Consider the following 23,210-nt stretch of genomic DNA (forward strand, 5'->3'; position numbering starts at 1 on the left):
AGTATGAAGAACTGGAAAACGCTGCTGCTCGGTATCGCTATGGTCGCGAATACCAGCTTCGCGGCCCCACAGGTTGTCGACAAAGTCGCTGCCGTTGTGAACAACGGTGTGGTACTTGAGAGCGACGTTGATGGTTTAATGCAGTCTGTGAAGCTCAACGCGGGTCAGGCAGGTCAGCAACTTCCGGACGATTCCACGCTGCGTCATCAGATCCTTGAACGTTTGATCATGGATCAAATCGTTCTGCAGATGGGTCAGAAGATGGGTGTGAAGATCTCTGATGAGCAGCTCGATCAGGCTATCGCCAACATTGCGAAGCAGAACAATATGTCCCCGGACCAGATGCGCAGCCGTCTGGCCTATGACGGCATCAGCTATTCGACCTACCGTAATCAGATCCGCAAAGAGATGCTGATTTCAGAAGTGCGCAATAACGAAGTGCGTCGCCGCGTTACCATCCTGCCGCAGGAAGTGGATGCCCTGGCGAAACAGGTGGGCAACCAGAACGATGCCAGCACCGAACTGAACCTGAGCCACATCCTGATCCCCCTGGCAGAAAACCCATCTTCTGACCAGGTGGCCGAGGCGGAAAGCCAGGCACGTTCCATCGTCGATCAGGCGCGTAATGGCGGTGATTTCGGCAAACTGGCGATCACCTATTCCGCTGACCAGCAGGCGCTGAAAGGCGGCCAGATGGGCTGGGGTCGTATTCAGGAGCTGCCTTCTATCTTTGCCCAGGCGCTGAGCACGGCGAAGAAAGGCGACATCGTGGGTCCAATCCGTTCCGGCGTGGGCTTCCATATTCTGAAAGTGAACGATCTGCGCGGCCAGAGCCAGAGCATCTCCGTGACGGAAGTGCACGCCCGCCACATTCTGCTGAAAACCTCGCCGATCATGTCTGATACGCAGGCGCGTACCAAGCTGGAGCAAATTGCCGCCGATATTCGCAGCGGTAAAACCTCCTTCGCCAACGCCGCGAAAGAGTTCTCTCAGGATCCAGGTTCCGCGAATCAGGGCGGCGATCTGGGCTGGGCGGCTGCGGATATTTACGATCCGGCCTTCCGCGATGCGCTGATGAGAATGAACAAAGGTCAGATGAGCGAACCGGTTCACTCCACCTTCGGCTGGCACCTCATCGAGCTGCTGGATACCCGCAATGTGGATAAAACCGATGCGGCGCAAAAAGATCGTGCATACCGTATGCTGTTCAACCGTAAGTTCTCTGAAGAAGCAGCGACCTGGATGCAGGAACAACGCGCCAGCGCCTACGTCAAAGTCCTGAGCAACTAATGAAACAACATCGTGTTGTCATCACTCCCGGCGAACCCGCCGGGATTGGTCCCGACCTGGTCGTCCAGCTTGCCCAGCGCAGCTGGCCGGTCGAACTGGTGATCTGCGCCGATGCCAGCGTGCTCGAAGCGCGAGCGAAACAGCTTAATCTCCCGCTCACGCTTCTGCCGTATCAGGCAGAAAACGCTCCCCTTCCCCAGCAAGCAGGCACCTTAACGCTGCTACCTGTCCCGCTACGCGCGCCGGTTATCCCCGGCCAGTTGAGCACTGAAAATGGTCATTATGTGGTGGAGACGCTGGCGCGCGCCTGCGATGGCTGTCTGAGCGGGGAATTTGCCGCGCTGATCACCGGCCCGGTCCATAAAGGGGTGATCAACGATGCCGGCGTGGCCTTTACCGGTCATACCGAGTTTTTTGAAGAGCGGTCGCACAGCGCAAAAGTGGTGATGATGCTGGCAACCGAGGAGCTGCGGGTCGCCCTGGCGACGACGCACCTGCCCATCAAAGCCATTTCCGACGCCATTACGCCGGATCTGCTGCGCGACGTCATTACCATCCTGCACCACGATTTACGCACCAAATTCGGTATTGCCGATCCGCACGTGCTGGTATGCGGCCTGAACCCACATGCGGGTGAAGGTGGGCATATGGGTATGGAAGAGATCGACACCATCATTCCGGTGCTGGAAGAGATGCGCGCGAAAGGCATGAATCTCAGCGGGCCGCTGCCTGCCGATACCCTGTTTCAACCGAAATACCTGGATCATGCAGACGCCGTGCTGGCGATGTACCACGATCAGGGCCTTCCCGTGCTAAAATACCAGGGATTTGGCCGCGGGGTGAATATTACCCTCGGTTTACCCTTTATTCGTACTTCTGTTGACCATGGTACTGCGCTCGATTTAGCAGGCCAGGGAAAAGCAGATGTCGGCAGTTTTATTACGGCGCTTAATCTCGCCATCAAAATGATTGTTAATACTCAATGAATAATCGCGTCCACCAGGGCCATTTAGCCCGTAAACGTTTCGGGCAAAACTTCCTCAACGATCAGTTCGTGATCGAAAGTATTGTTTCGGCTATCAATCCACAGAAAGGCCAGGCAATGGTCGAAATCGGGCCGGGCCTCGCCGCTCTGACCGAACCGGTTGGCGAGCGTCTGGATGAACTTACCGTCATCGAGCTGGACCGCGATCTGGCAGCGCGCCTGCAGACGCACCCGTTCCTCGGGCCGAAACTGACCATTTATCAGCAGGATGCCATGACCATGAACTTCGGCGAACTGTCGGAGAAAATGGGCCAGCCGCTGCGCGTATTCGGCAACCTGCCGTATAACATCTCCACGCCGCTGATGTTCCACCTGTTTAGCTATACTGATGCCATTGCTGACATGCACTTCATGTTGCAAAAAGAGGTCGTTAATCGACTGGTTGCAGGGCCGAACAGTAAAGCGTATGGTCGTTTAAGCGTGATGGCACAGTACTACTGTAACGTGATCCCGGTACTCGAAGTACCGCCATCGGCATTTACGCCGCCGCCAAAAGTTGACTCAGCGGTTGTGCGCCTGGTGCCGCATAAAACGAAGCCGTATCCGGTGAAGGATCTGCGCGTGCTGAGCCGCATCACCACCGAAGCCTTTAACCAGCGTCGTAAAACGATTCGTAACAGCCTTGGCAATCTGTTTACTGTTGACGTGTTAGCTCAGTTGGGTATCGACCCGGCGATGCGCGCGGAAAACATTTCCGTAGAGCAGTACTGCAAGCTGGCTAACTACATCAGCGAAAATGCGCCGCCGAAGGAGAGCTAAGCCATGATTAATTCGCCCCGCGTATGTGTTCAGGTGCAAAGCCTTTACATCGAGTCTCAATCCACACCGGATGAAGAACGTTTTGTTTTTGCTTACACCGTGACCATTCGCAATCTCGGGCGAACCCCTGTCCAGCTGCTGGGGCGTTACTGGCTTATCACTAACGGCAATGGCCGTGAAATTGAAGTGCAGGGCGAAGGTGTGGTGGGTGAACAGCCGCACATTGCGCCCGGCGAAGAGTATCAGTATACCAGCGGTGCAGTAATCGAGACGCCGCTGGGAACCATGCAGGGCCATTATGAAATGGTCGATACCGAGGGCAATGCATTCCGCGTTGCCATTCCTGTTTTCCGTCTGGCTGTACCAACACTCATTCACTAAACATGTCTACATATCTCATTGGCGACGTTCACGGTTGCTACGATGAACTGATCGCCTTGCTAAAGCAGGTGGATTTTACCCCAGGTACAGACACGCTGTGGCTTACGGGCGATCTCGTTGCCCGCGGCCCTGGCTCGCTGGAAGTCCTGCGCTATGTCAAATCGCTGGGCGACAGCGTGCGGATCGTCCTCGGCAACCACGACCTTCATCTCCTGGCGGTCTACGCCGGGATCAGCCGCAATAAACCGAAAGACAGGATCACGCCGTTGCTGGAAGCGCCCGACGCCGATGAGCTGATTAACTGGCTGCGTCGCCAGCCGCTGCTGCAGATCGACGAAGAGAAAAAAGTGGTGATGGCGCACGCGGGCATTACCCCGCAGTGGGATCTGCAAACCGCCAAAGAGTGTGCCCGGGACGTCGAAGCGGTGCTCGCCAGCGACTCTTACCCGTTCTTCCTCGATGCGATGTATGGCGACATGCCCAACAACTGGAGCATGGAGCTCAGCGGCGTTGCGCGCCTGCGTTTTATCACGAACGCCTTCACCCGCATGCGTTACTGCTTCCCGAATGGTCAGCTGGATATGTATTGCAAGGATGTGCCGGAAAACGCGCCGACGCCGCTCAAGCCGTGGTTTGCAATCCCTGGCCCGGTAACGGAGCAGTACAGTGTCGTCTTCGGCCACTGGGCATCGCTGGAAGGGAAAGGCACGCCTGAAGGCATTTATGGGCTGGATACGGGTTGCTGCTGGGGGGGAGAACTCACCTGTCTGCGCTGGGAAGATAAAGCCTGGTTTATGCAGCCTTCGAACCGGCATCTGGATTTGGATGAAAATGAAGCCGTAGCGTCGTAGAAGAGCGCTGCACCTCTCCCGGCGGGAAAGGTGCAGTAACCACATTAGCGGCGTTCAAGGATCTCGAAGCAGTAGCTATGCGAGTTTTGCGCATCCGCGTCGTGGAATTCGCTGAACACCGATTCCCACTCGTCAGGATCGTAGTCCGGGAAATGGGTATCCCCTTCCACTTCAGCATCAATGTGGGTCAGATATAATTTCTGCGCTTTCGGCAGGAATTGCTCATAGATACGCCCCCCGCCAATCACCATGATCTCTTCAGCATCGCCGCAGGCAGCAATGGCTTCGTCGATGGATTTAACCCACTCAACACGATCGTCCGTGCCGGGTTGGCTGCTTATTACGATGTTTTTACGGCCCGGCAACGGGCGCCCGATTGACTCCCAGGTCAGGCGGCCCATTACTACCGGCTTGTTCAACGTTGTACGTTTAAACCACGCGAGATCGGCAGGCAGATTCCACGGCATGGCGTTTTCCATACCAATCACGCGATCTACCGCAAGCGCCGCAATCAGACTGATCATTGATTATTTCCCGGATGCAAAAAATTGCCGCCACTATACGGAAAGCTTAATCTTTCGTCGACTGGCGGCAGAGTAAAGAACAGGAAATTTTTTATATTTGCTGGCAACCCCTCTTCACGCTACAGGTTTGCTCTCCGGCTCATCGTGCGGATCGCCGGTATGCTTACCCTCTTCCGTTCCCTGCCAGCCATGACGCTGGGTCAGTGAGAGGTGATTACGATCCTCATTGATGATCTCGGTCAGCATGGCGCTGGTGCGTTTAACCACTGCCGCGCGGGATTTGGCATCGTTCTCCGCCATTTCCGCCATCTCCTCCAGCATCTCAATATTAAAGCGACGGAACAGATCGGCCCGCTCCCGGGCTTCATATGCCCCGAGGCCAAGGCTCTCCAGCGCCAGCCGTCCGGATTTGAGCGCGCCTTCAAAGGTTTCACGCTCCGGGGCATCGACACCTGTCTGACGCAGTTTGATGTAGTGATCGATATCGCGCGCGCGGGAGATGATTTTCAGATGCGGGAAGTGCGTCTTCGCCAGCTCAACCAGCTGCAGGCTGTTCTTCGGATCGTCTATCGCGTTGATCAACACTTCGGCCTTGTGCGCCCCGGCGGATTCCAGCAGGTCCACGCGGGTGGCATCGCCATAAAAGACCTTCATATCAAACTTACGCAAGGTTTCAATATGATCGGGATCGTGATCGAGGATGACCATTTTTACCCCACTGGAGAGCAGCAAACGGCCCGCAATCTGACCGAAGCGACCAAACCCGGCGATGATGACCCGCGGTTGCTCTTCATCAATTTCATCAGCCTCGTGCTGTTGACCACTGTTGGCAGCGTCGAGACGGGTCAGCACCACCAGCAGCAGCGGGGTTACCGCCATTGACAGCGCCACCGCCAGCGTCAGCGCCTTCGCCCATTCGGGATCGAGCACGTTTGCCATGTTTGCCGCGCCAAACACCACAAAGGCAAACTCACTCCCCTGCCCCAGCAGCACCGCAAACCAGCGCCGCTGTTTCGCGGGAACCTTCAACGGGCGAGCTACCAGCCAGAGCATGAGCATTTTAATGGCCAGGAAGCCCACCAGCAGGATCGCGATGCGCAGCGGATGGGTGACTAACGTCCCGAAATCAACCGACATCCCCACGCCAATAAAGAACAGCCCCAGCAGCAGCCCCTTAAAGGGCTCGATATCGCTTTCCAGGGCGTGGCGGTACTCGGAGCTCGCCAGCAGAACGCCTGCCAGAAACGCCCCCATCGCCATAGAGAGCCCGGCCTCTTCCAGCATCAGACCAAAGCCGAAGACCAGGAATAAGGCCACGGCACTGAAGACTTCACGCAGGCCGGAGCGGGCGACAAAACGCAGCAACGGTCGGCTGACGTACCGCCCGAGCAGGACCACCAGCGCCAGCGCCCCGACAACTTTCAGGGCCGAAAGGGCAAAGGCGCCCAGGGTAGTTGACGCCCCGGAAGCGGCCAGCAGCGGGATCATCGCCACCAGCGGAATGGCGGCGATGTCCTGAAAAAGCAGCACTGAGAAGGCGCTGCGACCCATCTGCGAAACCGTCAGGTTACGTTCATTCATGGCCTGCATGGCGATCGCCGTGGATGAGAGCGCCAGCGTCATACCGATCAGCTCCGCCACTTTCCAGTCCATGCCCAGCAGGATGCAGAATCCGCCCAGCAGCAGACCGCAGGCCAGCATCTGCAATGCCCCGCCGCCAAATACCGAGGCGCGCAGTTTCCACAGGCGACGCGGATCCAGCTCCAGACCAATCACGAACAGCATCAGCACCACGCCAATTTCCGCAAAGTGCAGAATCGACTCGGCATCGGTGACCAGCCGGAAACCCCACGGACCAATGACGCAGCCGGCAATCAGATAGCCCAGCACCGACCCCAGCCCCAGACGAACCGCAACCGGCACAATCAGCGCCGCGGCCCCCAAATAGATCAGCGCCTGAATCAGCGTATGGCTATCCATGGTGCGCCTCCTGCCAGTCGAGTAAACGTTGTTTGTAGTGGCGCGCCTGCGCCTGAAGGGTTTCGTCGTCGCAAACGAAGGTGCAGTGCATAGCAAATGGCGGGAGCCAGTTGAGCCCGCAGTAGAGCGCGGTCGCCTGCAGCGGCTGCGCCAGCACCTCAAAGCCGGGGAAGGAACCGATATCGAAATGGCTTTCGCCGCCACCGGTGGTCACCGCCCACAGCAGGCTTTTACCCTTGAGCGCTCTCCCGTTATGACCGTACGCCCAGCCGTGCGAGAAGACTTTATCGATCCACAGTTTCAGCAACGGAGGCGTGCTGTACCACTGCATCGGGTGCTGCCAGACGATGAGATCGGCTCTGGAAATCGCCTCCTGCTCTGCGGCGATATCAATATTAAAGTCAGGATAGAGCTGATAGAGCGAGCGGATTTCTACACCCTCCAGCGTCTTTACCTGATCGAGCATTCGCTTATTCGCATGCGAATGGTGCGGATAAGGATGGGCGTAGATAATGAGTATCATGATTAACCTGGGTAAACGGCTTTCTTGTTGTGACTGTCAGTGTAGTCAGGAAAGCGAGGCGTTTGAAGGGGTCTCTGGCCTTGCTGGCATTAACCGCAAAGATTGGTAAATGGCTTTGCTTGGAAATCTATTATTTTTATTAATTCCATAAAAAATAAACATCATATTTAGCATTAAGATTATTCTCTTTGGATTAATGCAAAAACATTATCAATAAAATGAATTTAATCCATAATTTAAAAACACCATTCATAAAAAAACCGCTGACAACTCAATTGGTTAACTTAATATTAATAATACACCATTAAAAAGCAGTGATTTACAAAAAATCACCTCATTACTAAAATACGCTTTCTTAAATCACAAAACGGATGTGACAATGACAAGCAAAACCCCTCAATTAAATAAGACAACGGCATCGTTGAAAAATATTTTTCCAGCTTTATCAGCATTAATAGTATTTACCCCGTTAATGGTATCCGCAGAAATCATAATTAATGACAACACGGATGCCCCACAGACTTTTTCATCAGATAATACATACATCATTCCTGAAGATGTCAGCATTACCAATTCCACTGACATGCCCACTGTTACGGTCAAAGGGCAGGTAATTGACGGTGTCACGAACTATGGGAAAGTGTCTGGCGTAGGCGATGGAATGCTTATCGCTACTGGCTCACAAAAAGTAATCATAAATAACCAGCAAAGTGGATTAATCGAATCCACGGGTGCCACCGGAATTTATGTCGAAAATATGGGTGGGGACATAAACAACGCCGGTAAAATTCTGGGGGCAGAATACGGTATTAAAATTCATGAAGATTCAAGTAACGTCAACATCGCAAATACCGGTACGATCCAAGGTAAAACCGCGTTCACCTCCGGTGCCAGTGTCATCATTGATAATGATGGAATGTTAAAAGGCGGCACCGATAACGGTATCCTGCTTGATGCTTCAGGCAAAAGTAATCTTAATAATCGGGGGCAGATCGAGGCTGATGTTAACGGTGTTGTCGTCACGGGTAATCACAGACTTAATATAGGAAATAATGGCCTGATAAAAGGTTCAGAAAGTGCAATTACCTTTGAGAGTACCCAGGCTAATACGCTGACTTTGGGGCAAGGATCTGTGCTTGATGGCGATGTCATCTCCACCAATTCCACAACAAACACCTTAGCGTTACTGGATAGCGGCTCAGAAGACAGCAATTTCCGCGGCCTGAACGCAGGTGATGGCTTTGCTTCGCTGTCTATGGACGGTACTGACTGGTCACTGACCGGCAACATCGATATTATCGGCGCGGGTGACTCAATTAAGATCAACTCAGGTAAACTGACTCTGGCGGGCATCGTAAAAAACGACGCCGGTAATACCCTGATTTCAGAGGCAGGCCATCTTCAGCTGGGTAATGGTGACCAAACAGGCTTTCTGACCGGCACCCTGACCAATAACGGCACCTTCACGTTCAACCAGGGCTCCGACTCTGTTTTCGCAGGGGATATTACCGGCAGCGGCAACGTTAAAAAAATCGATGCTAATCTGTTAACCCTGACCGGCAATAACAGCTATACCGGCAATACCCTACTGAATAGCGGTACCACCCTGATCGCAGAAGGCGCAACCCTGGGCACCAGCGGCAATACCGCTACCGTCACCGTTGGCAATAGAGCAACCTTTGCCAGCGCCGGAACCGTTAATAACAACATCAATATTCTTAACGGCGGTACCCTCGCCTCCTGGAATGCCATCTCTGGCAATAGCGTAACGCCTTCAACTGCGAATACCATCAACGGTAATGTGACCAACAGCGGTACGCTGCAGGTCAATGGTCTTAATGACCACGTCGGCAACAGATTCGTCATTAACGGCAACTATACCGGGACGAGCGGTAGCCAGATCCTGATGAACAGCGTGTTGGGAGAGGATGATTCTGCTACCGATCACCTGACCATTACCGGTGATAGCGCCGGCCAGTCCGGTATCCGCATCTCGAATATCGGTGGTCTGGGTGCGCAAACCGTTAACGGTATGCAGGTTGTCAAAGTTAGTGGTAACTCCGACGCCGCATTCTCCCTTTCCCGACCTGTTGTTGCCGGTGCCTGGGAATACAGCCTGAACAAGCACACCGACGGTAACTGGTACCTGGAATCTGCGAACACTTCGCCTTCCCCTGCGCCCGAGCCAACACCCGATCCAACGCCAGACCCGACGCCAGCCCCTCAGCCGGCACCAGAGCCGGATGATAACGGCAACAATACCAACCCTGATGATGGTGGCTATACCCCACCAGCACCGTCTAACATGGCCCCTGAAGTCGGCGCCTATATGGGTAACTACCTGGCAGCCCAGGGGATGTTCCTGCACAAACGTGACGATCGCGATCAGCTGACGCTGCGCGATGGTGAGGATCTCAATACCTGGATGTATGTCAAAGGCCGCTATCACGACAATGACGTGGCAGGCGGAAAAGTAAACTATGACACGACCCAGTACGTCATGCAGGTTGGCAGCGATTTCATCAGCAAGCAGATGGATACTGGTGTTCTGCATAGTGGGATGATGTTTGGCGCAGGCCAGGCGAAAACCGACTCCACCTCTACCGGCAGCCACCGTTCCGCGCACGGCAAGGTCGATGGTGTGAACGTTGGCGTCTACGCCACCTGGCAGGAAGATCAGAAGCTGCGTAAAGGCAGCTATATCGACAGCTGGGCCTCTTACGGCTGGTATCACAACGGCCTGAGAAGCGATGGGCGCGACAATGAATCTTACAACAGCCACGGTTTTGCCGTGTCGCTGGAAGCGGGCCATGCCTGGATTGTTGACTCAGAAAACGAGAGAACCTGGAAAATCGAGCCGCAAATTCAGGCGATTTACAGCTACCTGGACCAGGAAAATCATAAGGATGCCGACGGCGTACGGATCTCTACCCTTGATAACGACAGCGTACTTGGCCGCGTAGGGGTGAAATCCAGCTACTTTGACCAGAAAGATGTTCAGGCTTGGCAGCCTTATGTGGCAGTTAACTGGCTGAAAGGGGCAGGACAGAACGACATCGCTTTCAACGGCGAAACCTTCAGCAACGATACCCCGGACGACCGCGCACAGCTGGAGCTGGGCGTAACGGGCAAGCTGAACGAGACCACCCTGATCTCGCTGCGCGCCAGCGGCGAATGGGGCGAAAACAGCTACGACGCCTATGGCGGTCATATCCTGTTAAATCACCGCTGGTAATCCTGTTACCGCAACAACCGATGCAGTGGCGCAGGCCACTGCATTTTTTTATCAGTTATCCAGTTCACCCATGGATTTCACCTGATCGCGGTTAATCTGTTCCGTCTGACCGGTTTCGGCATTATCAATAGACATCATTCCAGTATCGTCATCTACCTGCGGTTTTCCGTCGGTGACGATGGTTTTACCGTCAGTAGTTTTCACCGCCTGGTTAGAGGAACAACCTGCAACGGTAAATAGTGCTGCGGCAGTAAAAATTGAAGTCAGCAAAAGATTCTTACGCATGGTGTTCTCCCTGCTTTTCAGTTGGATTTAATTATCGACCTGATAATTTTAGGCTAACTGACTGATGGGAGATGAGAAAGCAGAAGGTTCTGAAGAGGGAGGCAGCCATCGTAGGGCGGGTAAGCGAAGCGCCACCCGCCATTTGCCCGGCGTCGCTTTCGCTTACCCGCCCTACGATAACAGGCTTGTTACTTGCTAATCTGCGCGTGCATCTCCTGCACAGAAATCACCTTCTCGGTGGCATCCGCGTTCAGCGCCATCGCTGTCGCAAAACCGCCGTTCAGGGTAGTGTCATAGTGCACTTTGTACTGCAGCGCGCTGCGGCGAATCAGCTTGGAGTCTTCAATCGCCTGGCGCCCTTCGGTGGTGTTGATGATGTAGGTATATTCGCCATTCTTGATACGGTCCTGAATGTGCGGACGACCTTCATGCACCTTGTTCACCAGACGCGGGTTGATACCCGCTTCACCCAGCACAATCGCGGTGCCGTGGGTCGCATCCAGCTCAAAGCCATACTTCAGCAGCTTCGCCGCCAGGTCCACCACGCGCTCTTTGTCGCCTTCTCGCACGGAGAGCAGCGCACGGCCCTGTTTCTTCATGGTGGAGTTACTGCCCAACTGCGCCTTGGCGAACGCTTCCGCGAAGGTACGGCCCACGCCCATGACTTCACCGGTTGAGCGCATCTCTGGCCCTAACAGCGGGTCAACGCCCGGGAACTTGTTGAACGGCAGCACCACCTCTTTCACCGAGTAGTACGGCGGGATAATCTCTTTGGTTACGCCCTGCTGCGCCAGCGTCTGGCCAGCCATCACGCGCGCCGCCACTTTCGCCAGCGGGATACCGGTGGCTTTGGAGACGAACGGGACGGTACGTGCCGCACGTGGGTTCACTTCAATCAGGTAGACTTCATTGTCTTTCACCGCAAACTGCACGTTCATCAGACCGCGTACCTGCAGCTCGAAGGCCAGTTTCTGCACCTGCTCGCGCATCACGTCCTGAATCTCTTTGCTCAGCGTATAGGCTGGCAGAGAACATGCGGAGTCGCCGGAGTGCACGCCCGCCTGCTCGATGTGCTCCATGATGCCGCCAATCAGCACTCTTTCGCCGTCGCAGATAGCATCCACATCCACTTCTACCGCATCGTCCAGGAAGCGGTCCAGCAGGACTGGCGCATCGTTAGAGACGCTGACCGCCGTCTGGAAGTAACGGCGCAGGTCGGCTTCGTCGTAGACGATCTCCATTGCGCGGCCACCCAGCACGTAGGAGGGGCGCACCACCAGCGGGTAGGTGATCTCTTTGGCCTTCTCAACCGCCTGCTCAATGGTGGTAACGGTGGCGTTAGCCGGCTGTTTCAGCTTCAGACGGTCAACGGCGTGCTGGAAACGTTCGCGGTCTTCCGCACGGTCAATCGCATCCGGGCTGGTACCGATAACCGGTACACCTGCCGCTTCGAGCGCGCGGGCCAGCTTCAGCGGAGTCTGGCCGCCGTACTGCACGATAACCCCTTTTGGCTTCTCGATACGCACGATTTCCAGCACATCTTCCAGCGTTACCGGCTCGAAGTAGAGGCGGTCGGAGGTGTCGTAGTCGGTCGAGACGGTTTCCGGGTTACAGTTGACCATAATGGTCTCGTAACCGTCTTCGCGCAGCGCCAGGGAGGCATGTACGCAGCAGTAGTCGAACTCGATGCCCTGGCCGATACGGTTTGGACCGCCGCCCAGCACCATGATTTTGTCGCGGTCAACGGACGGGTTCGCTTCGCACTCGTCTTCATAGGTGGAGTACATGTAGGCGGTGTCGGTCGCAAACTCTGCCGCACAGGTATCCACACGCTTGTAGACCGGGTGCAGGTCGTACTGGTCACGCAGCTTGCGGATCTCCGCTTCGCGTACGCCCGCCAGTTTAGCCAGACGCGCGTCGGCAAAGCCTTTACGCTTGAGCATGCGCAGGAAGTCAGCGTCGAGGCCGTTGATGCCCAGCTCTGCCACCTTCTCTTCCAGACGCACCAGCTCTTCAATCTGCACCAGGAACCAGCGGTCAATGTTGGTCAGGTTGAAGACGCCATCGACGGACATGCCCGCACGGAAGGCGTCGGCGATATACCAGATACGCTCGGCGCCCGCGTCTTTCAGCTCACGACGGATTTTGGTCAGGGCTTCCGGATCATCCAGGCTTACTTTCGGGTCGAAACCGGTGGCGCCCACTTCCAGACCGCGCAGCGCTTTCTGCAGGGACTCCTGCTGGGTGCGGCCAATGGCCATCACTTCGCCGACAGATTTCATCTGGGTGGTCAGACGGTCGTTAGCGCCGGCAAATTTCTCGAAGTTGAAGCGAGGAATTTTGGTTACAACGTAGTCGATAGACGGCTCGAACGAGGCCGGAGTACGACCGCCGGTGATGTCGTTCATCAGCTCGTCGAGGGTATAACCCACCGCCAGTTTCGCCGCCACTTTGGCAATCGGGAAGCCGGTGGCTTTCGATGCCAGCGCAGAGGAGCGGGATACACGCGGGTTCATCTCGATAACAATCAGACGACCGTTCTTCGGGTTAACCGAGAACTGCACGTTAGAGCCGCCGGTTTCGACGCCAATCTCACGCAGTACCGCCATCGAGGCGTTACGCATGATTTGGTACTCTTTGTCGGTCAGGGTCTGGGCGGGTGCCACGGTGATGGAGTCACCGGTGTGGATGCCCATGGCGTCGAAGTTTTCAATAGAGCAGACGATGATGCAGTTGTCGTTTTTATCACGCACCACTTCCATCTCATACTCTTTCCAGCCGATCAGTGATTCATCAATCAGCAGCTCGTTGGTTGGAGAAAGATCCAGACCGCGGGCACAAATCTCTTCGAACTCTTCACGGTTGTAAGCGATACCGCCGCCGGTGCCGCCCATGGTGAAGGAAGGACGGATGATGCACGGATAACCCACGTCAGCGGCAACCGCCAGCGCCTCTTCCATATTGTGTGCAATACCGGAACGCGCGGTGTCGAGGCCGATTTTTTTCATTGCCACGTCGAAGCGACGGCGGTCTTCCGCTTTATCAATCGCGTCGGCGGTGGCACCAATCATGGTCACGCCGAACTCTTCCAGCACGCCCTGACGCTCCAGCTCCAGCGCACAGTTCAGCGCCGTCTGGCCGCCCATGGTTGGCAGTACGGCATCCGGACGCTCTTTTTCGATGATTTTGCGTACCACTTCCCAGTGAATCGGCTCGATGTAGGTCGCATCGGCCATTTCCGGGTCGGTCATGATGGTGGCCGGGTTGGAGTTCACCAGAATAACGCGGTAACCCTCTTCACGCAGGGCTTTACACGCCTGAGCGCCAGAGTAGTCAAATTCACAGGCCTGGCCGATAACGATCGGGCCAGCGCCAAGGATCAGGATGCTTTTTATGTCTGTACGTTTTGGCATGGTCTTCTCGGCTCCTGATTATTTAGCGGTCTTACGGTATTGCTCGATAAGTTCGATGAAGTGATCGAACAGCGGCGCGGCATCGTGCGGGCCTGGGCTTGCCTCCGGGTGTCCCTGGAAGCTGAACGCCGGTTTGTCGGTACGATGAATGCCCTGCAAGGTGCCATCGAACAGCGACTTGTGCGTGACGCGCAGGTTGGCAGGCATGGAGGCTTCATCGACAGCAAAACCGTGGTTCTGTGCGGTAATCATTACCGTGTTGTTGTCGATATCTTTCACCGGGTGGTTGCCACCGTGGTGACCGAACTTCATCTTCACGGTTTTCGCACCGCTCGCCAGCGCCAGCAGCTGATGGCCGAGGCAGATGCCGAATACCGGAATGTCGGTTTCAAGGAAAGTTTTAATCGCGTCGATAGCGTAATCGCACGGTGCCGGGTCACCCGGGCCGTTAGAGAGGAAGATCCCGTCCGGGTTCATCTTCAGTACTTCGTCTGCCGGGGTTTTGGCCGGCACAACGGTCAGGCGGCAGCCGCGATCCACCAGCATACGCAGGATGTTGCGCTTGGCGCCGTAGTCGTAGGCCACCACGTGGAACGGCAGCTCTTCCTCTTTTTTCGCTTCCGGCAGTTCGCCAGCCAGCGTCCAGCTACCCTGCGTCCAGCTGTAGGACTCAGCGGTGGTCACTTCTTTTGCCAGATCCATACCGTTCAGACCCGGGAAGGCTTTGGCTTTTTCCTGCGCCAGAGCCGCATCCAGGTTGTCGCCAGCGATGATGCAGCCGTTCTGGGCACCTTTTTCACGCAGCAGACGCGTCAGCTTACGGGTATCGATATCGGCAATCGCCACGATGTTATGGCGTTTCAGGTAGGAAGAGAGGTCTTCAGTACTGCGGTAGTTACTGGCAATCAGCGGCAGGTCACGAATGATCAGACCTTGTGCGTGGACCTGGGAGGACTCTTCATCAGCGGCGTTGGAGCCGACATTACCAATATGGGGATAAGTTAAAGTGACGATTTGGCGGGAATAGGAAGGATCAGTGAGGATTTCTTGATAACCGGTCATTGAAGTATTGAAAACGACTTCCCCAACCGCCGAACCTGTTGCCCCAATGGCCCGACCGATAAACTGGGTTCCGTCTTCCAGAACCAATAGCGCTGACTTAATCAAAACACCCTCCAGAGAATATTCACTCACTTTATTTGCATATTAATTCATAACCAGGGTTCAAATCAATGCAAATCTGCTGCCAGTGGATTTTCGGCAAACGGCGGCATTCTGGAGATTAAGCAGGGGAAAGTCAACTCAAAAAGTGGGTTTTGTCTGTCATTTTTATGCCACTGGTGGGAAAGAGAGTTGTTAACGGGCAAAAAGACCAACTAAATCACCTGGGAAAACGCTTGCTAACCCATTTTATTGTTAGAACTGCCGTTGCGGTCCAAAAAAGTGGACCATTTGGTCAAAATTCACAAGTTTGAAACAAAAATAGAGGTGAAAAAGAAGATTTATGGGAAGTTAATATAAAAACTATGCCAAAGACTTCAAAATTAAAGGGCAATAAAATATTGCCCTGTGCAATCAATTAATTACGACTGCAATAACCACATCACGAAGGGTAACTATGATTACAAGTTGTTAAGATCAAGCACATCTCGCATGTCAAAAAGACCATCTTTTTTGCCTTTCAACCAAATAGCAGAACGTACAGCCCCATTTGCAAAAGTCATACGACTGGAAGCCTTATGGGTGATTTCAACGCGCTCACCAATATCGGCAAACATCGCGGTATGTTCGCCTACAATGTCACCGGCACGCACCGTGGCAAAACCAATGGTGCCCGGAACGCGTTCGCCGGTATGACCTTCACGGGTGTAGACGGCACACGTTTTCAGATCCTTATCCATCGCCTGGGCAATCGCCTCGCCCATCGCCAGGGCCGTACCTGACGGTGCATCCACTTTGTAGCGATGGTGCGCTTCAACGATCTCGATATCGGTATAGTCGCCCATCACCTTCGCCGCTTTCTCCAGCAGCTTGAGCATCACGTTCACGCCCACGCTGAAGTTGGCCGCAAATACGACAGGGATGACTTTCGCCGCATCCTGAATCGCCTGTTTGCCCGCATCGTCAAAACCGGTGGTGCCGATCACCATGCCCTTGCCGTGCTGGCGGCAAAACGCCAGGTGATGCAGCGTGCCTTCCGGGCGCGTAAAATCGATAAACACGTCAAAGTCATCTTTTACTGCATCAAGGCTGCTCTGCACGGTAACGCCCGTCTTAGCCACGCCTGCCAGCTCACCGGCATCCGCGCCTAATAAAGAAGAGCCTTCGCGCTCCAGCGCGGCGCCAAGCGCAACGCCATCCATCTGCAGCGTAGCCTGAATTAACTGACGGCCCATACGGCCACCCGCGCCCGCAATTGCGACACGGACCTGTGCATCATGCATAGTTATTCTCTTACGTTAAAATGATGTAAATCGTTTCCAGAGTAACCAGCCAGCAAGATTGCCGCCATCTGAAAACGCCGATAATTAGAATTTAATGATAAAACGGGTCAGATATCAGTAAAAAACATAGGTGTCAGCGAAAACCGCACGATTCACGCACCACCAGCGTAGGGGGCAGGATGATCCGCTTTGGCGGCTCGTCATTCCCCTGAATGCGGCTAAAGAGCAGCTCGCCCGCCTTACGACCGATCTCTTTGGCGGCCACGGAGACCGTGGTTAACGCAGGCTGAACCAGTCCCGCTTCGGTAATGTCATCGAACCCGACCAGCGCAAAATCACTGCCCGGCTCGCGCCCCAGCTTGCGTAAACTCTGCATAACGCCCAGCGCCACGATGTCCTGGTAACAGATAGCCGCTGTGATCTGCGGATGGCGCGACAGCAGAGCCAGCGCAACGCGCGCCCCGTCACTTTGGCTGGCTTGGGCGGTGACGATCCACTCCGGATTCGGCGTTACGCCATACTCCAGCAGCTTGCTGGTAAATCCCCCGAGGCGCTGCGCCCGCGAGCCGGAGCGCGCGCTTCCTCCGATAAAGGCGATATGGCGATGGCCCATCCGCAACAGATGCTCCGTGGCTAACTGGGTGCCGAGGAAGTTATCAGTGCCAACGAAATCAAAATCTGGATCGTTCAGCGGGCGCACCACCATAATCGCCGGAATAGTGCGGCGCTTCAGGCCATCAAAAAAGGCCTGCGGCGTTTCGCGCGCGGCACACAGCACCATGCCGCAGACGTTGTTGCGCATCAGTGAATCAACAAACTTCTGCTGGCGCGATGAAGACTCTTCGCTGTTGGCCAGGAACAGCAGCAGGTCGTGGCGCTCCATCTCGTGGCTCAGCCCCGCCGTCATTTCGCCGTAGAAGGGGTTGGTAATATCGTGAAGCAGCAGCCCGACCTGGTTACTTCGCCGGTTGCGCAGATTAGCCGCCGTCTGGTTATAGACGTAGCCCGTCTCGTCCAGCGCCCGGCGTACTTTCTCCCGCGTGGCCTGGGAGATCCGCCCCTTGTTGCACAGCACCATTGATACCGTTGCAGTTGATACGCCTGCCCGTTTTGCCACGTCCGCCAGCGTTATTCCCGTCATGGTGACTCCTTTTTTCTTTAGATTAATCGAATAACCTAATTTTTGCATTTTTCCCTGTGACCTCCTTCACAGAACCGCCGCAGATTACCCGTAAATGCCGCGGAATGCCGGGTTAATCGCGTTAACCACTCTTTTCAAAGCCGGTTAATCGAATAACCTAATCAATATTGAAGGAGAGAGACTATGACCACCTACGATAAACACCCTGAAGTCAACATAAGCGGCTTCGACCACCGCGCCTGGCAGGGCTGGGAGGCGATTGGACGTTCGCTTGCACAGCAACAGCTCCCGAAACGCACCGTGCTGGTTATCGACTGCTATCCCGGCGTACGTCTCGACGAACTGGAGCAGATGTTGTTCTCATCGCTCCGTCCGGCGCTGACGATTAATGCCGAACGGGCCCGCCGCGATGAGGATGCGCTGCATGCGATGCTGGCGCGTAACCTCACCGATGACCGCGTTTTTGGCGTGCTTTCATGCCACCAGCTAGTGGAATTTATGGACAGGGAGAAGCTAAAGGCTCTGCAAGAGCAGGTCACCGCTTGTGAAGAGGGGCTGGTGGTGATTTATGGCTCCGGCGCTGCCCTGGTCCATCCGGGCGACGTGCTGGTCTACGCCGATCTGCCGCGCTGGGAAATTCAGCAGCGTATGCGCAAAGGCGAGCTGGGCAACTGGGGCGTCGAAAACCAGACTGAAGATATGCTCCGCCGTTATAAGCGCGCCTTCTTTATTGAGTGGCGGGTGTTCGATCGCCACAAAACACCGCTGCTTAAACGCGCTGATTTCCTGCTGGATACCACCCTCGCTAACGCACCGGCGATGGTCTGCGGAGACGCCCTGCGCGCGGGCCTGGCGCACACCACCCGGCGTCCTTTCCGCGTGGTGCCCTTCTTCGATCCCGGCGTCTGGGGCGGCCAGTGGATGAAACAACAGTTCGATCTCGATCCCGTCGCGCCCAACTACGCGTGGTGTTTTGATTGCGTGCCCGAGGAAAACAGCCTGTTACTGCGTTTTGGCGCGGTGCGGATCGAGATCCCCTCCCAGGACCTGGTTCTGCTTCAGCCCCGCTCGCTGCTGGGGGAAAAGGTTCACGCCCGGTTTGGCGCGGAATTCCCAATCCGCTTCGACTTTCTCGATACCATCGGCGGGCAGAACCTGAGCTTTCAGGTGCACCCGGTAACGGAGTACATCCAGCAGCAGTTCGGTATGCACTACACCCAGGATGAGAGTTACTACATTCTGGAGGCGGAGCCCGGCGCGGTGGTTTACCTGGGCACCGTGAGCGGCACCCACCCACAGGCAATGATGGACGATCTCAAACGCGCCGCTCAGGGTGAAAAAGCCTTCGATGACGCCCGCTTTGTGAACAAGATCCCGGCGCATAAACACGATCACTTCCTGATCCCCGCCGGCACGGTTCACTGCTCAGGTTCCGGCACGATGGTGCTGGAGATCAGCGCCACGCCTTACATTTTCACCTTCAAACTCTGGGACTGGGGCCGTCTCGGCATGGACGGTCTGCCCCGCCCTGTTCACCTCGAGCATGGCGAGCAGGTCATTGACTGGCAGCGTGACACCCGCTGGGTACAGAAGCATCTCGTGAACCAGTTTGAGCCTGTCAGCGAAGGAAAGGGCTGGCGCGAAGAGCGCACCGGCCTGCACGAACGCGAATTTATTGAAACCCGCCGTCACTGGTTCAGCGAACCAGTCCTGCACAACACGGAAGGCGGCGTAAACGTGCTGAACCTGGTGGAGGGGGCAGAAGCGCGAGTGGACAGTCCTGACAACGCCTTTGAACCCTTCGTGGTGCATTACGCCGAAACCTTTATCGTCCCTGCTGCCGTGGGCGAATACCGCATCTCTCCCTGGGGTAAAGGCATCGGCCAGCAACTGGCCACCGTTAAAGCCTGGGTAAGGGGGTAAGCATGATTCAGTTTATCGTTGCCACACACGGCCCCCTGGCCGCCGCGCTGCTGGAAAGCGGGGAGATGGTCTATGGCGAACTGCCAAATCTACGCGCCGTATGCCTCACCGGAGAGAGAGGCATTGAAGGATTTCGCCATGATTTCACTACCGCTCTGGCGCAGGCCAGCGAGGGGGCCAGCGGCATTTTGGTGCTGTGCGATATGCAGAGCGGCACGCCCTGGAACGTGGCCTGCGAAGCCGCGTTTAACCCCTTAACCCAGCCGCCCATCGCCGTGGTAGCGGGGGTGAATTTCCCGATGCTGCTGCAAACCGATGAGGTCACTGAGCTGGACGATGTGCAACAAGCCGCCGCACAGCTTCTTGAACTGACTTTCCCCACGCTCATCCAGGCCAGGCACGTGGTGACCGAACAGACAGACGATTTTTAAGGAGAGAGCTATGACGATTTCTTTCGTACGCATTGATGACAGGGTAATCCACGGCCAGCTGGTCACACGCTGGGCAAAAGAGCTGCCCTGCGACGGCATCGTCGCCATTGACGATGCCGTCGCGGCCGACCCACTGCTCTCGTCGGTCATGAAAGGGGCGGTATCCGATACCAAAGTGTGGCTATTTGATACCGCTACGGCCATTGAGAAGCTGCCGAAGGTCATTGCCAGCGAGAAACGCTATTTCGTGATCGGCAAATCACCGGTCACGCTGCAGCGCATTGAACAGGCGGGCATTAGCCTGAAAAACAGCAACGGGAAAATTAATGTCGGGCCAATGAGCGCCCGCGCCAACACCACGACCATCGGGCCTAACCAGTCCGTCAGCGCTGAGGAGGCCGCAGCCTTTGAGTGGCTTGCCGAACGGGGCCATGTGATTGAGTTTCGCCTGGTGCCGGATGCCAGCTTCTTTAGCTGGCAGGACGCTAAACAAAAAATAAAATAAGGAGCCAGAAATGATTGTCGAAGCATCATTAATCGGCCTGTTTTGCTATCTCGGGGCGCTCAGCAGTCCCTGGCTGTTCGGCCTGACAGGCGGCTGGTATCTCATCTCCAGGCCGTTGATTTCGGGCATGCTGGTAGGGCTTATCCTTGGCGACGTAAAAACCGGTATCATGATTGGCGTGGCGGTTCAGGCTGTCTATATCGCCATGGTCACCCCGGGCGGCTCGATGCCAGCGGATTTAAACTTCGTCGCCTGGCCTGCGATAGCCCTTGGCATTCTCTCCGGTAAAGGTCCCGAAGTCGCCGTTGCCCTGGCGGCCACCATTGGCATCGCCGGCACCATCCTCTTTAACGCCATGATGGTCCTGAATTCGTACTGGAACCACCGGGCGGATGTTGCGCTGGAACGCGGCGACGAACGGGGACTCTTTCTCAACAGCGCGATCTGGCCGCAGGCGATGAACTTTGTACTGCGCTTTGTTCCGGCCTTCATCGCGGTCTATTTTGGTGCCCAGTACATCAGCAGCTTTATGGATAGCCTGCCACAAATCGTGCTCTCCACGATGAACGTGCTGGGCGGCATCCTGCCTGCCGTGGGCATCGCCATTCTGTTAAAGCAGATCATCAAAAGCTATACCATGCTCATCTACTTCCTGGTCGGTTTCGTCTGCATTGTCTTTCTGAAGCTGAACATGGTGGCGCTGGTGATTGTCGGCGCGCTGCTGGCGCTGATCCATTACAACTACAAGCCGGAGGCACCGCAACCCGTTGCCGCAAGACCGACGCACGACGACGAGGATGAATTCTGATGGAAGAACGTAAACTCACCCGTAAGGATCTGCGCCGCTGCTGGCGGGCATGGATGATGCATAACCTGTCGTCGATGAGCTTTGAACGCCTGGAATCCTTCGGCTTTTGCCTGAGCATGCTGCCGGTGGCAAAAAAGCTCTATCCGGACGCAACGCAGCGCACCGAAATGCTGCGCCGTCATGCCTCGTTCTACAACACAGAACCGCAGATTGGCGCGATAGTTAACGGCATGGTGCTGGGCCTGGAAGAGAAAAAAGCCAACGTTGAACCCATTGACGGCGACACCATCAATACCCTGAAGGTGGGCCTGATGGGGCCGATCGCCGGCATCGGCGACTCAATGATCCCCGGCATGCTGATCCCCATTCTGCTGAGTATCGGAATGGCGCTGGCGGCGGGGGGGAATATTCTCGGGCCGCTTTTTTATGCTATCGCCTGGCTGGCGATCGTGCTCCCTGGCTCCTGGTTCCTGTTTCTTAAGGGCTACCGGATGGGTTCCGGCTCGGTGGAGATGCTGGTAAGCAGCAAATCCGCACGCCTGCGTGAGGCGCTCTCGCTGCTAGGGGTTTTCGTCATGGGCGGCGTGGCGGCAAGCTACGTGAAGCTGGGCACCGGGCTGGAGTTCATCACTAAAGATGGGGTGAATATCCACGTTCAGCAGATGCTCGATGGGATCTTCCCGCAGTTGCTGCCGCTGGCGGTCGTGCTCGGCACCTGGTATCTGATGGCAAAAAAAGGGGTCTCGCCGGTGAAAGCCATGCTGCTACTGCTGGTGCTGGCCGCGCTTGGCGTGGCATCCGGTCTGTTTGCCGGTTAAACGAGCCGGGGCGATGCCCCGGCTTACGTTACGGATGGAAGTTGCGCCATAGCTCCGCCGTTTTATCCGGGCGGGAGATAAACTGAAAGCGGGCGGGATCGTCAATAAACTGCTGGTAGACAGGCGCATCGGTGATGCCAAACTCGCTGTAGCAGCGCGGCGTAATCATCTGCAGCCTGCCTGCCATATAATGCTTATTATGTTGCCAGACGATATGCCTCCCCTGCACCAGCGGATACCAGGCGAGCCCCCTGCGGGCGCGAATGGCCTCATACTCAAAGCCATATTCTCTGTCGCACCAGGCGCCAAAGGTTAAGGGCTCCTCCGGCGAGGCGGAAATAGTGGCATGGCCCCACCCCGGCGGCACCAGTACCTTTTCACCCGGCCCCGCCAGCACCGCAAAGCAGCGGCCGGGATCGTCATCAACATACTCTTGCATGTAGACGATCGCTTTCCCCTGCCAGATCTCATACAGTTCGGGCGGTGACCATCCACTGTGTTGGCTGATACGGTGAACATGCCCCTGGCTACGCACCGGCTCATCGCCGAGCGTACCCGCGGCATAGGTGACCACGCCAAACAGCAGTTTCCGCTTTTCCAGCTCCTCTCTGTCTGCAAGCCTCGCCACGTCCATCGCGATGGCATACACCTGCTCTGGCCCTTCGCAGTCCGGATTGCGCAGCGACGGACGGATCTGATCCAGCGTTCGGATCTCCGGCATCGGGCCAGTGACGTCGCCTCCGTAGCTAAAACCCAATGGACGGTGTGTAATGGTCATATCCAGCCCAACGTTAAGCATGGCTGACCTCCCATCCCTGTGGGTGAAGTTCAGCGGCAAATACGCGAAGCGCATA

The 23,210-nt window shown here is 55.8% G+C and carries 21 protein-coding genes; 11 read left to right on the forward strand and 10 right to left on the reverse strand.

Going from position 1 to position 23,210, the window contains the following annotated elements:
- Nucleotides 1-3: 3 nt before the first annotated feature.
- The 5 genes from surA to apaH are packed head-to-tail and all read left to right on the forward strand — an operon-like array spanning nt 4 to nt 4,326.
- Nucleotides 4-1,290, forward strand: coding sequence for a peptidylprolyl isomerase SurA (gene surA / locus B3X29_RS02415; RefSeq protein ID WP_103178238.1), 1,287 nt, complete (start codon nt 4-6; stop codon nt 1,288-1,290).
- The gene (gene pdxA, locus B3X29_RS02420) at nt 1,290-2,276 is read left to right on the forward strand and encodes a 4-hydroxythreonine-4-phosphate dehydrogenase PdxA (protein WP_156653905.1); all 987 of its coding nucleotides are present in this window, start codon (nt 1,290-1,292) and stop codon (nt 2,274-2,276) included. The genes surA and pdxA overlap by 1 nt, the downstream gene beginning before the upstream one ends.
- Complete coding sequence (gene rsmA / locus B3X29_RS02425) at nt 2,273-3,094, forward strand: 16S rRNA (adenine(1518)-N(6)/adenine(1519)-N(6))-dimethyltransferase RsmA (protein WP_103178236.1); 822 nt, start codon at nt 2,273-2,275, stop codon at nt 3,092-3,094. Before pdxA ends, rsmA begins: the two co-directional genes overlap by 4 nt.
- Nucleotides 3,095-3,097: 3 nt before the next feature.
- Nucleotides 3,098-3,475, forward strand: a complete 378-nt coding sequence (gene apaG / locus B3X29_RS02430; protein ID WP_103178235.1) for a Co2+/Mg2+ efflux protein ApaG — start codon at nt 3,098-3,100, stop codon at nt 3,473-3,475.
- A gap of 2 nt (nt 3,476-3,477) precedes the next feature.
- Nucleotides 3,478-4,326, forward strand: a complete 849-nt coding sequence (apaH, locus tag B3X29_RS02435) for a bis(5'-nucleosyl)-tetraphosphatase (symmetrical) ApaH (RefSeq protein WP_156653904.1) — start codon at nt 3,478-3,480, stop codon at nt 4,324-4,326.
- A gap of 44 nt (nt 4,327-4,370) precedes the next feature.
- On the opposite strand, the gene folA is transcribed toward apaH, so the two are convergent.
- The 4 genes from folA to B3X29_RS02455 all read right to left on the reverse strand — a co-directional run bounded on the left by folA (nt 4,371) and on the right by B3X29_RS02455 (nt 7,920).
- Nucleotides 4,371-4,850 (reverse strand): type 3 dihydrofolate reductase, encoded by a 480-nt coding sequence (gene folA, locus B3X29_RS02440; RefSeq protein ID WP_103178233.1) that lies wholly within the window; start codon nt 4,848-4,850, stop codon nt 4,371-4,373.
- A 114-nt stretch (nt 4,851-4,964) separates the two neighbouring features.
- Complete coding sequence (gene kefC, locus B3X29_RS02445) at nt 4,965-6,830, reverse strand: glutathione-regulated potassium-efflux system protein KefC (RefSeq protein WP_103178232.1); 1,866 nt, start codon at nt 6,828-6,830, stop codon at nt 4,965-4,967.
- Nucleotides 6,823-7,353 (reverse strand): glutathione-regulated potassium-efflux system oxidoreductase KefF, encoded by a 531-nt coding sequence (kefF, locus tag B3X29_RS02450; protein WP_103178231.1) that lies wholly within the window; start codon nt 7,351-7,353, stop codon nt 6,823-6,825. The genes kefC and kefF overlap by 8 nt, the downstream gene beginning before the upstream one ends.
- A gap of 396 nt (nt 7,354-7,749) precedes the next feature.
- Nucleotides 7,750-7,920 carry a hypothetical protein gene (locus B3X29_RS02455; protein ID WP_231736585.1) on the reverse strand — a complete coding sequence of 57 codons (171 nt, stop codon included), beginning with the start codon at nt 7,918-7,920 and terminating at the stop codon, nt 7,750-7,752.
- A 190-nt stretch (nt 7,921-8,110) separates the two neighbouring features.
- Between B3X29_RS02455 and B3X29_RS02460 the strand changes: the two genes are divergently transcribed.
- The gene (locus B3X29_RS02460; RefSeq protein ID WP_236560481.1) at nt 8,111-10,588 is read left to right on the forward strand and encodes an autotransporter outer membrane beta-barrel domain-containing protein; all 2,478 of its coding nucleotides are present in this window, start codon (nt 8,111-8,113) and stop codon (nt 10,586-10,588) included.
- 51 nt (nt 10,589-10,639) lie between these two features.
- Here B3X29_RS02460 and B3X29_RS02465 read toward each other — a convergent pair whose 3' ends face one another.
- From B3X29_RS02465 to B3X29_RS02485, 5 genes are all read right to left on the reverse strand, one after another.
- Nucleotides 10,640-10,873, reverse strand: a complete 234-nt coding sequence (locus tag B3X29_RS02465; protein ID WP_103178229.1) for a YgdI/YgdR family lipoprotein — start codon at nt 10,871-10,873, stop codon at nt 10,640-10,642.
- A 188-nt stretch (nt 10,874-11,061) separates the two neighbouring features.
- Entirely contained in the window at nt 11,062-14,286 is a 3,225-nt protein-coding gene (gene carB / locus B3X29_RS02470) for a carbamoyl-phosphate synthase large subunit (protein ID WP_159339996.1), read from the reverse strand.
- An 18-nt stretch (nt 14,287-14,304) separates the two neighbouring features.
- On the reverse strand, nt 14,305-15,453 hold the full coding sequence (gene carA, locus B3X29_RS02475) for a glutamine-hydrolyzing carbamoyl-phosphate synthase small subunit (protein WP_103178227.1): 1,149 nt from the start codon (nt 15,451-15,453) through the stop codon (nt 14,305-14,307).
- A 455-nt stretch (nt 15,454-15,908) separates the two neighbouring features.
- Nucleotides 15,909-16,730: a 4-hydroxy-tetrahydrodipicolinate reductase gene (dapB, locus tag B3X29_RS02480; RefSeq protein ID WP_103178226.1), complete on the reverse strand. Its 822-nt coding sequence runs from the start codon at nt 16,728-16,730 to the stop codon at nt 15,909-15,911.
- Nucleotides 16,731-16,863: 133 nt separating this feature from the next.
- Entirely contained in the window at nt 16,864-17,871 is a 1,008-nt protein-coding gene (locus tag B3X29_RS02485; RefSeq protein ID WP_159339997.1) for a LacI family DNA-binding transcriptional regulator, read from the reverse strand.
- 183 nt (nt 17,872-18,054) lie between these two features.
- On the opposite strand from B3X29_RS02485, the gene B3X29_RS02490 reads away from it, so the two are divergent.
- Genes B3X29_RS02490 through B3X29_RS02510 form a run of 5 tightly spaced genes read left to right on the forward strand, consistent with a single transcriptional unit; the run spans nt 18,055 to nt 22,356 of the window.
- Nucleotides 18,055-19,794 carry a class I mannose-6-phosphate isomerase gene (locus B3X29_RS02490; protein ID WP_159339998.1) on the forward strand — a complete coding sequence of 580 codons (1,740 nt, stop codon included), beginning with the start codon at nt 18,055-18,057 and terminating at the stop codon, nt 19,792-19,794.
- Nucleotides 19,795-19,796: 2 nt separating this feature from the next.
- Entirely contained in the window at nt 19,797-20,225 is a 429-nt protein-coding gene (locus tag B3X29_RS02495; protein WP_159339999.1) for a PTS sugar transporter subunit IIA, read from the forward strand.
- Between the two features lie 10 nt (nt 20,226-20,235).
- Nucleotides 20,236-20,730 carry a PTS system mannose/fructose/N-acetylgalactosamine-transporter subunit IIB gene (locus tag B3X29_RS02500; RefSeq protein ID WP_103178222.1) on the forward strand — a complete coding sequence of 165 codons (495 nt, stop codon included), beginning with the start codon at nt 20,236-20,238 and terminating at the stop codon, nt 20,728-20,730.
- A 10-nt stretch (nt 20,731-20,740) separates the two neighbouring features.
- The gene (locus tag B3X29_RS02505; RefSeq protein WP_103178221.1) at nt 20,741-21,538 is read left to right on the forward strand and encodes a PTS mannose/fructose/sorbose/N-acetylgalactosamine transporter subunit IIC; all 798 of its coding nucleotides are present in this window, start codon (nt 20,741-20,743) and stop codon (nt 21,536-21,538) included.
- Entirely contained in the window at nt 21,538-22,356 is an 819-nt protein-coding gene (locus tag B3X29_RS02510; protein ID WP_159340000.1) for a PTS system mannose/fructose/sorbose family transporter subunit IID, read from the forward strand. Before B3X29_RS02505 ends, B3X29_RS02510 begins: the two co-directional genes overlap by 1 nt.
- A 28-nt stretch (nt 22,357-22,384) precedes the next feature.
- Here the strand turns inward: B3X29_RS02510 and B3X29_RS02515 are convergent, their stop codons facing one another.
- A complete protein-coding gene (locus B3X29_RS02515; protein WP_103178219.1) occupies nt 22,385-23,155 on the reverse strand; it encodes a glucose-6-phosphate isomerase family protein in 771 nt (256 codons plus the stop codon).
- Nucleotides 23,156-23,210 lie beyond the last annotated feature (55 nt).

Source organism: Leclercia sp. UBA5076 (assembly GCF_002416465.1).
Taxonomy (GTDB): domain Bacteria; phylum Pseudomonadota; class Gammaproteobacteria; order Enterobacterales; family Enterobacteriaceae; genus Enterobacter.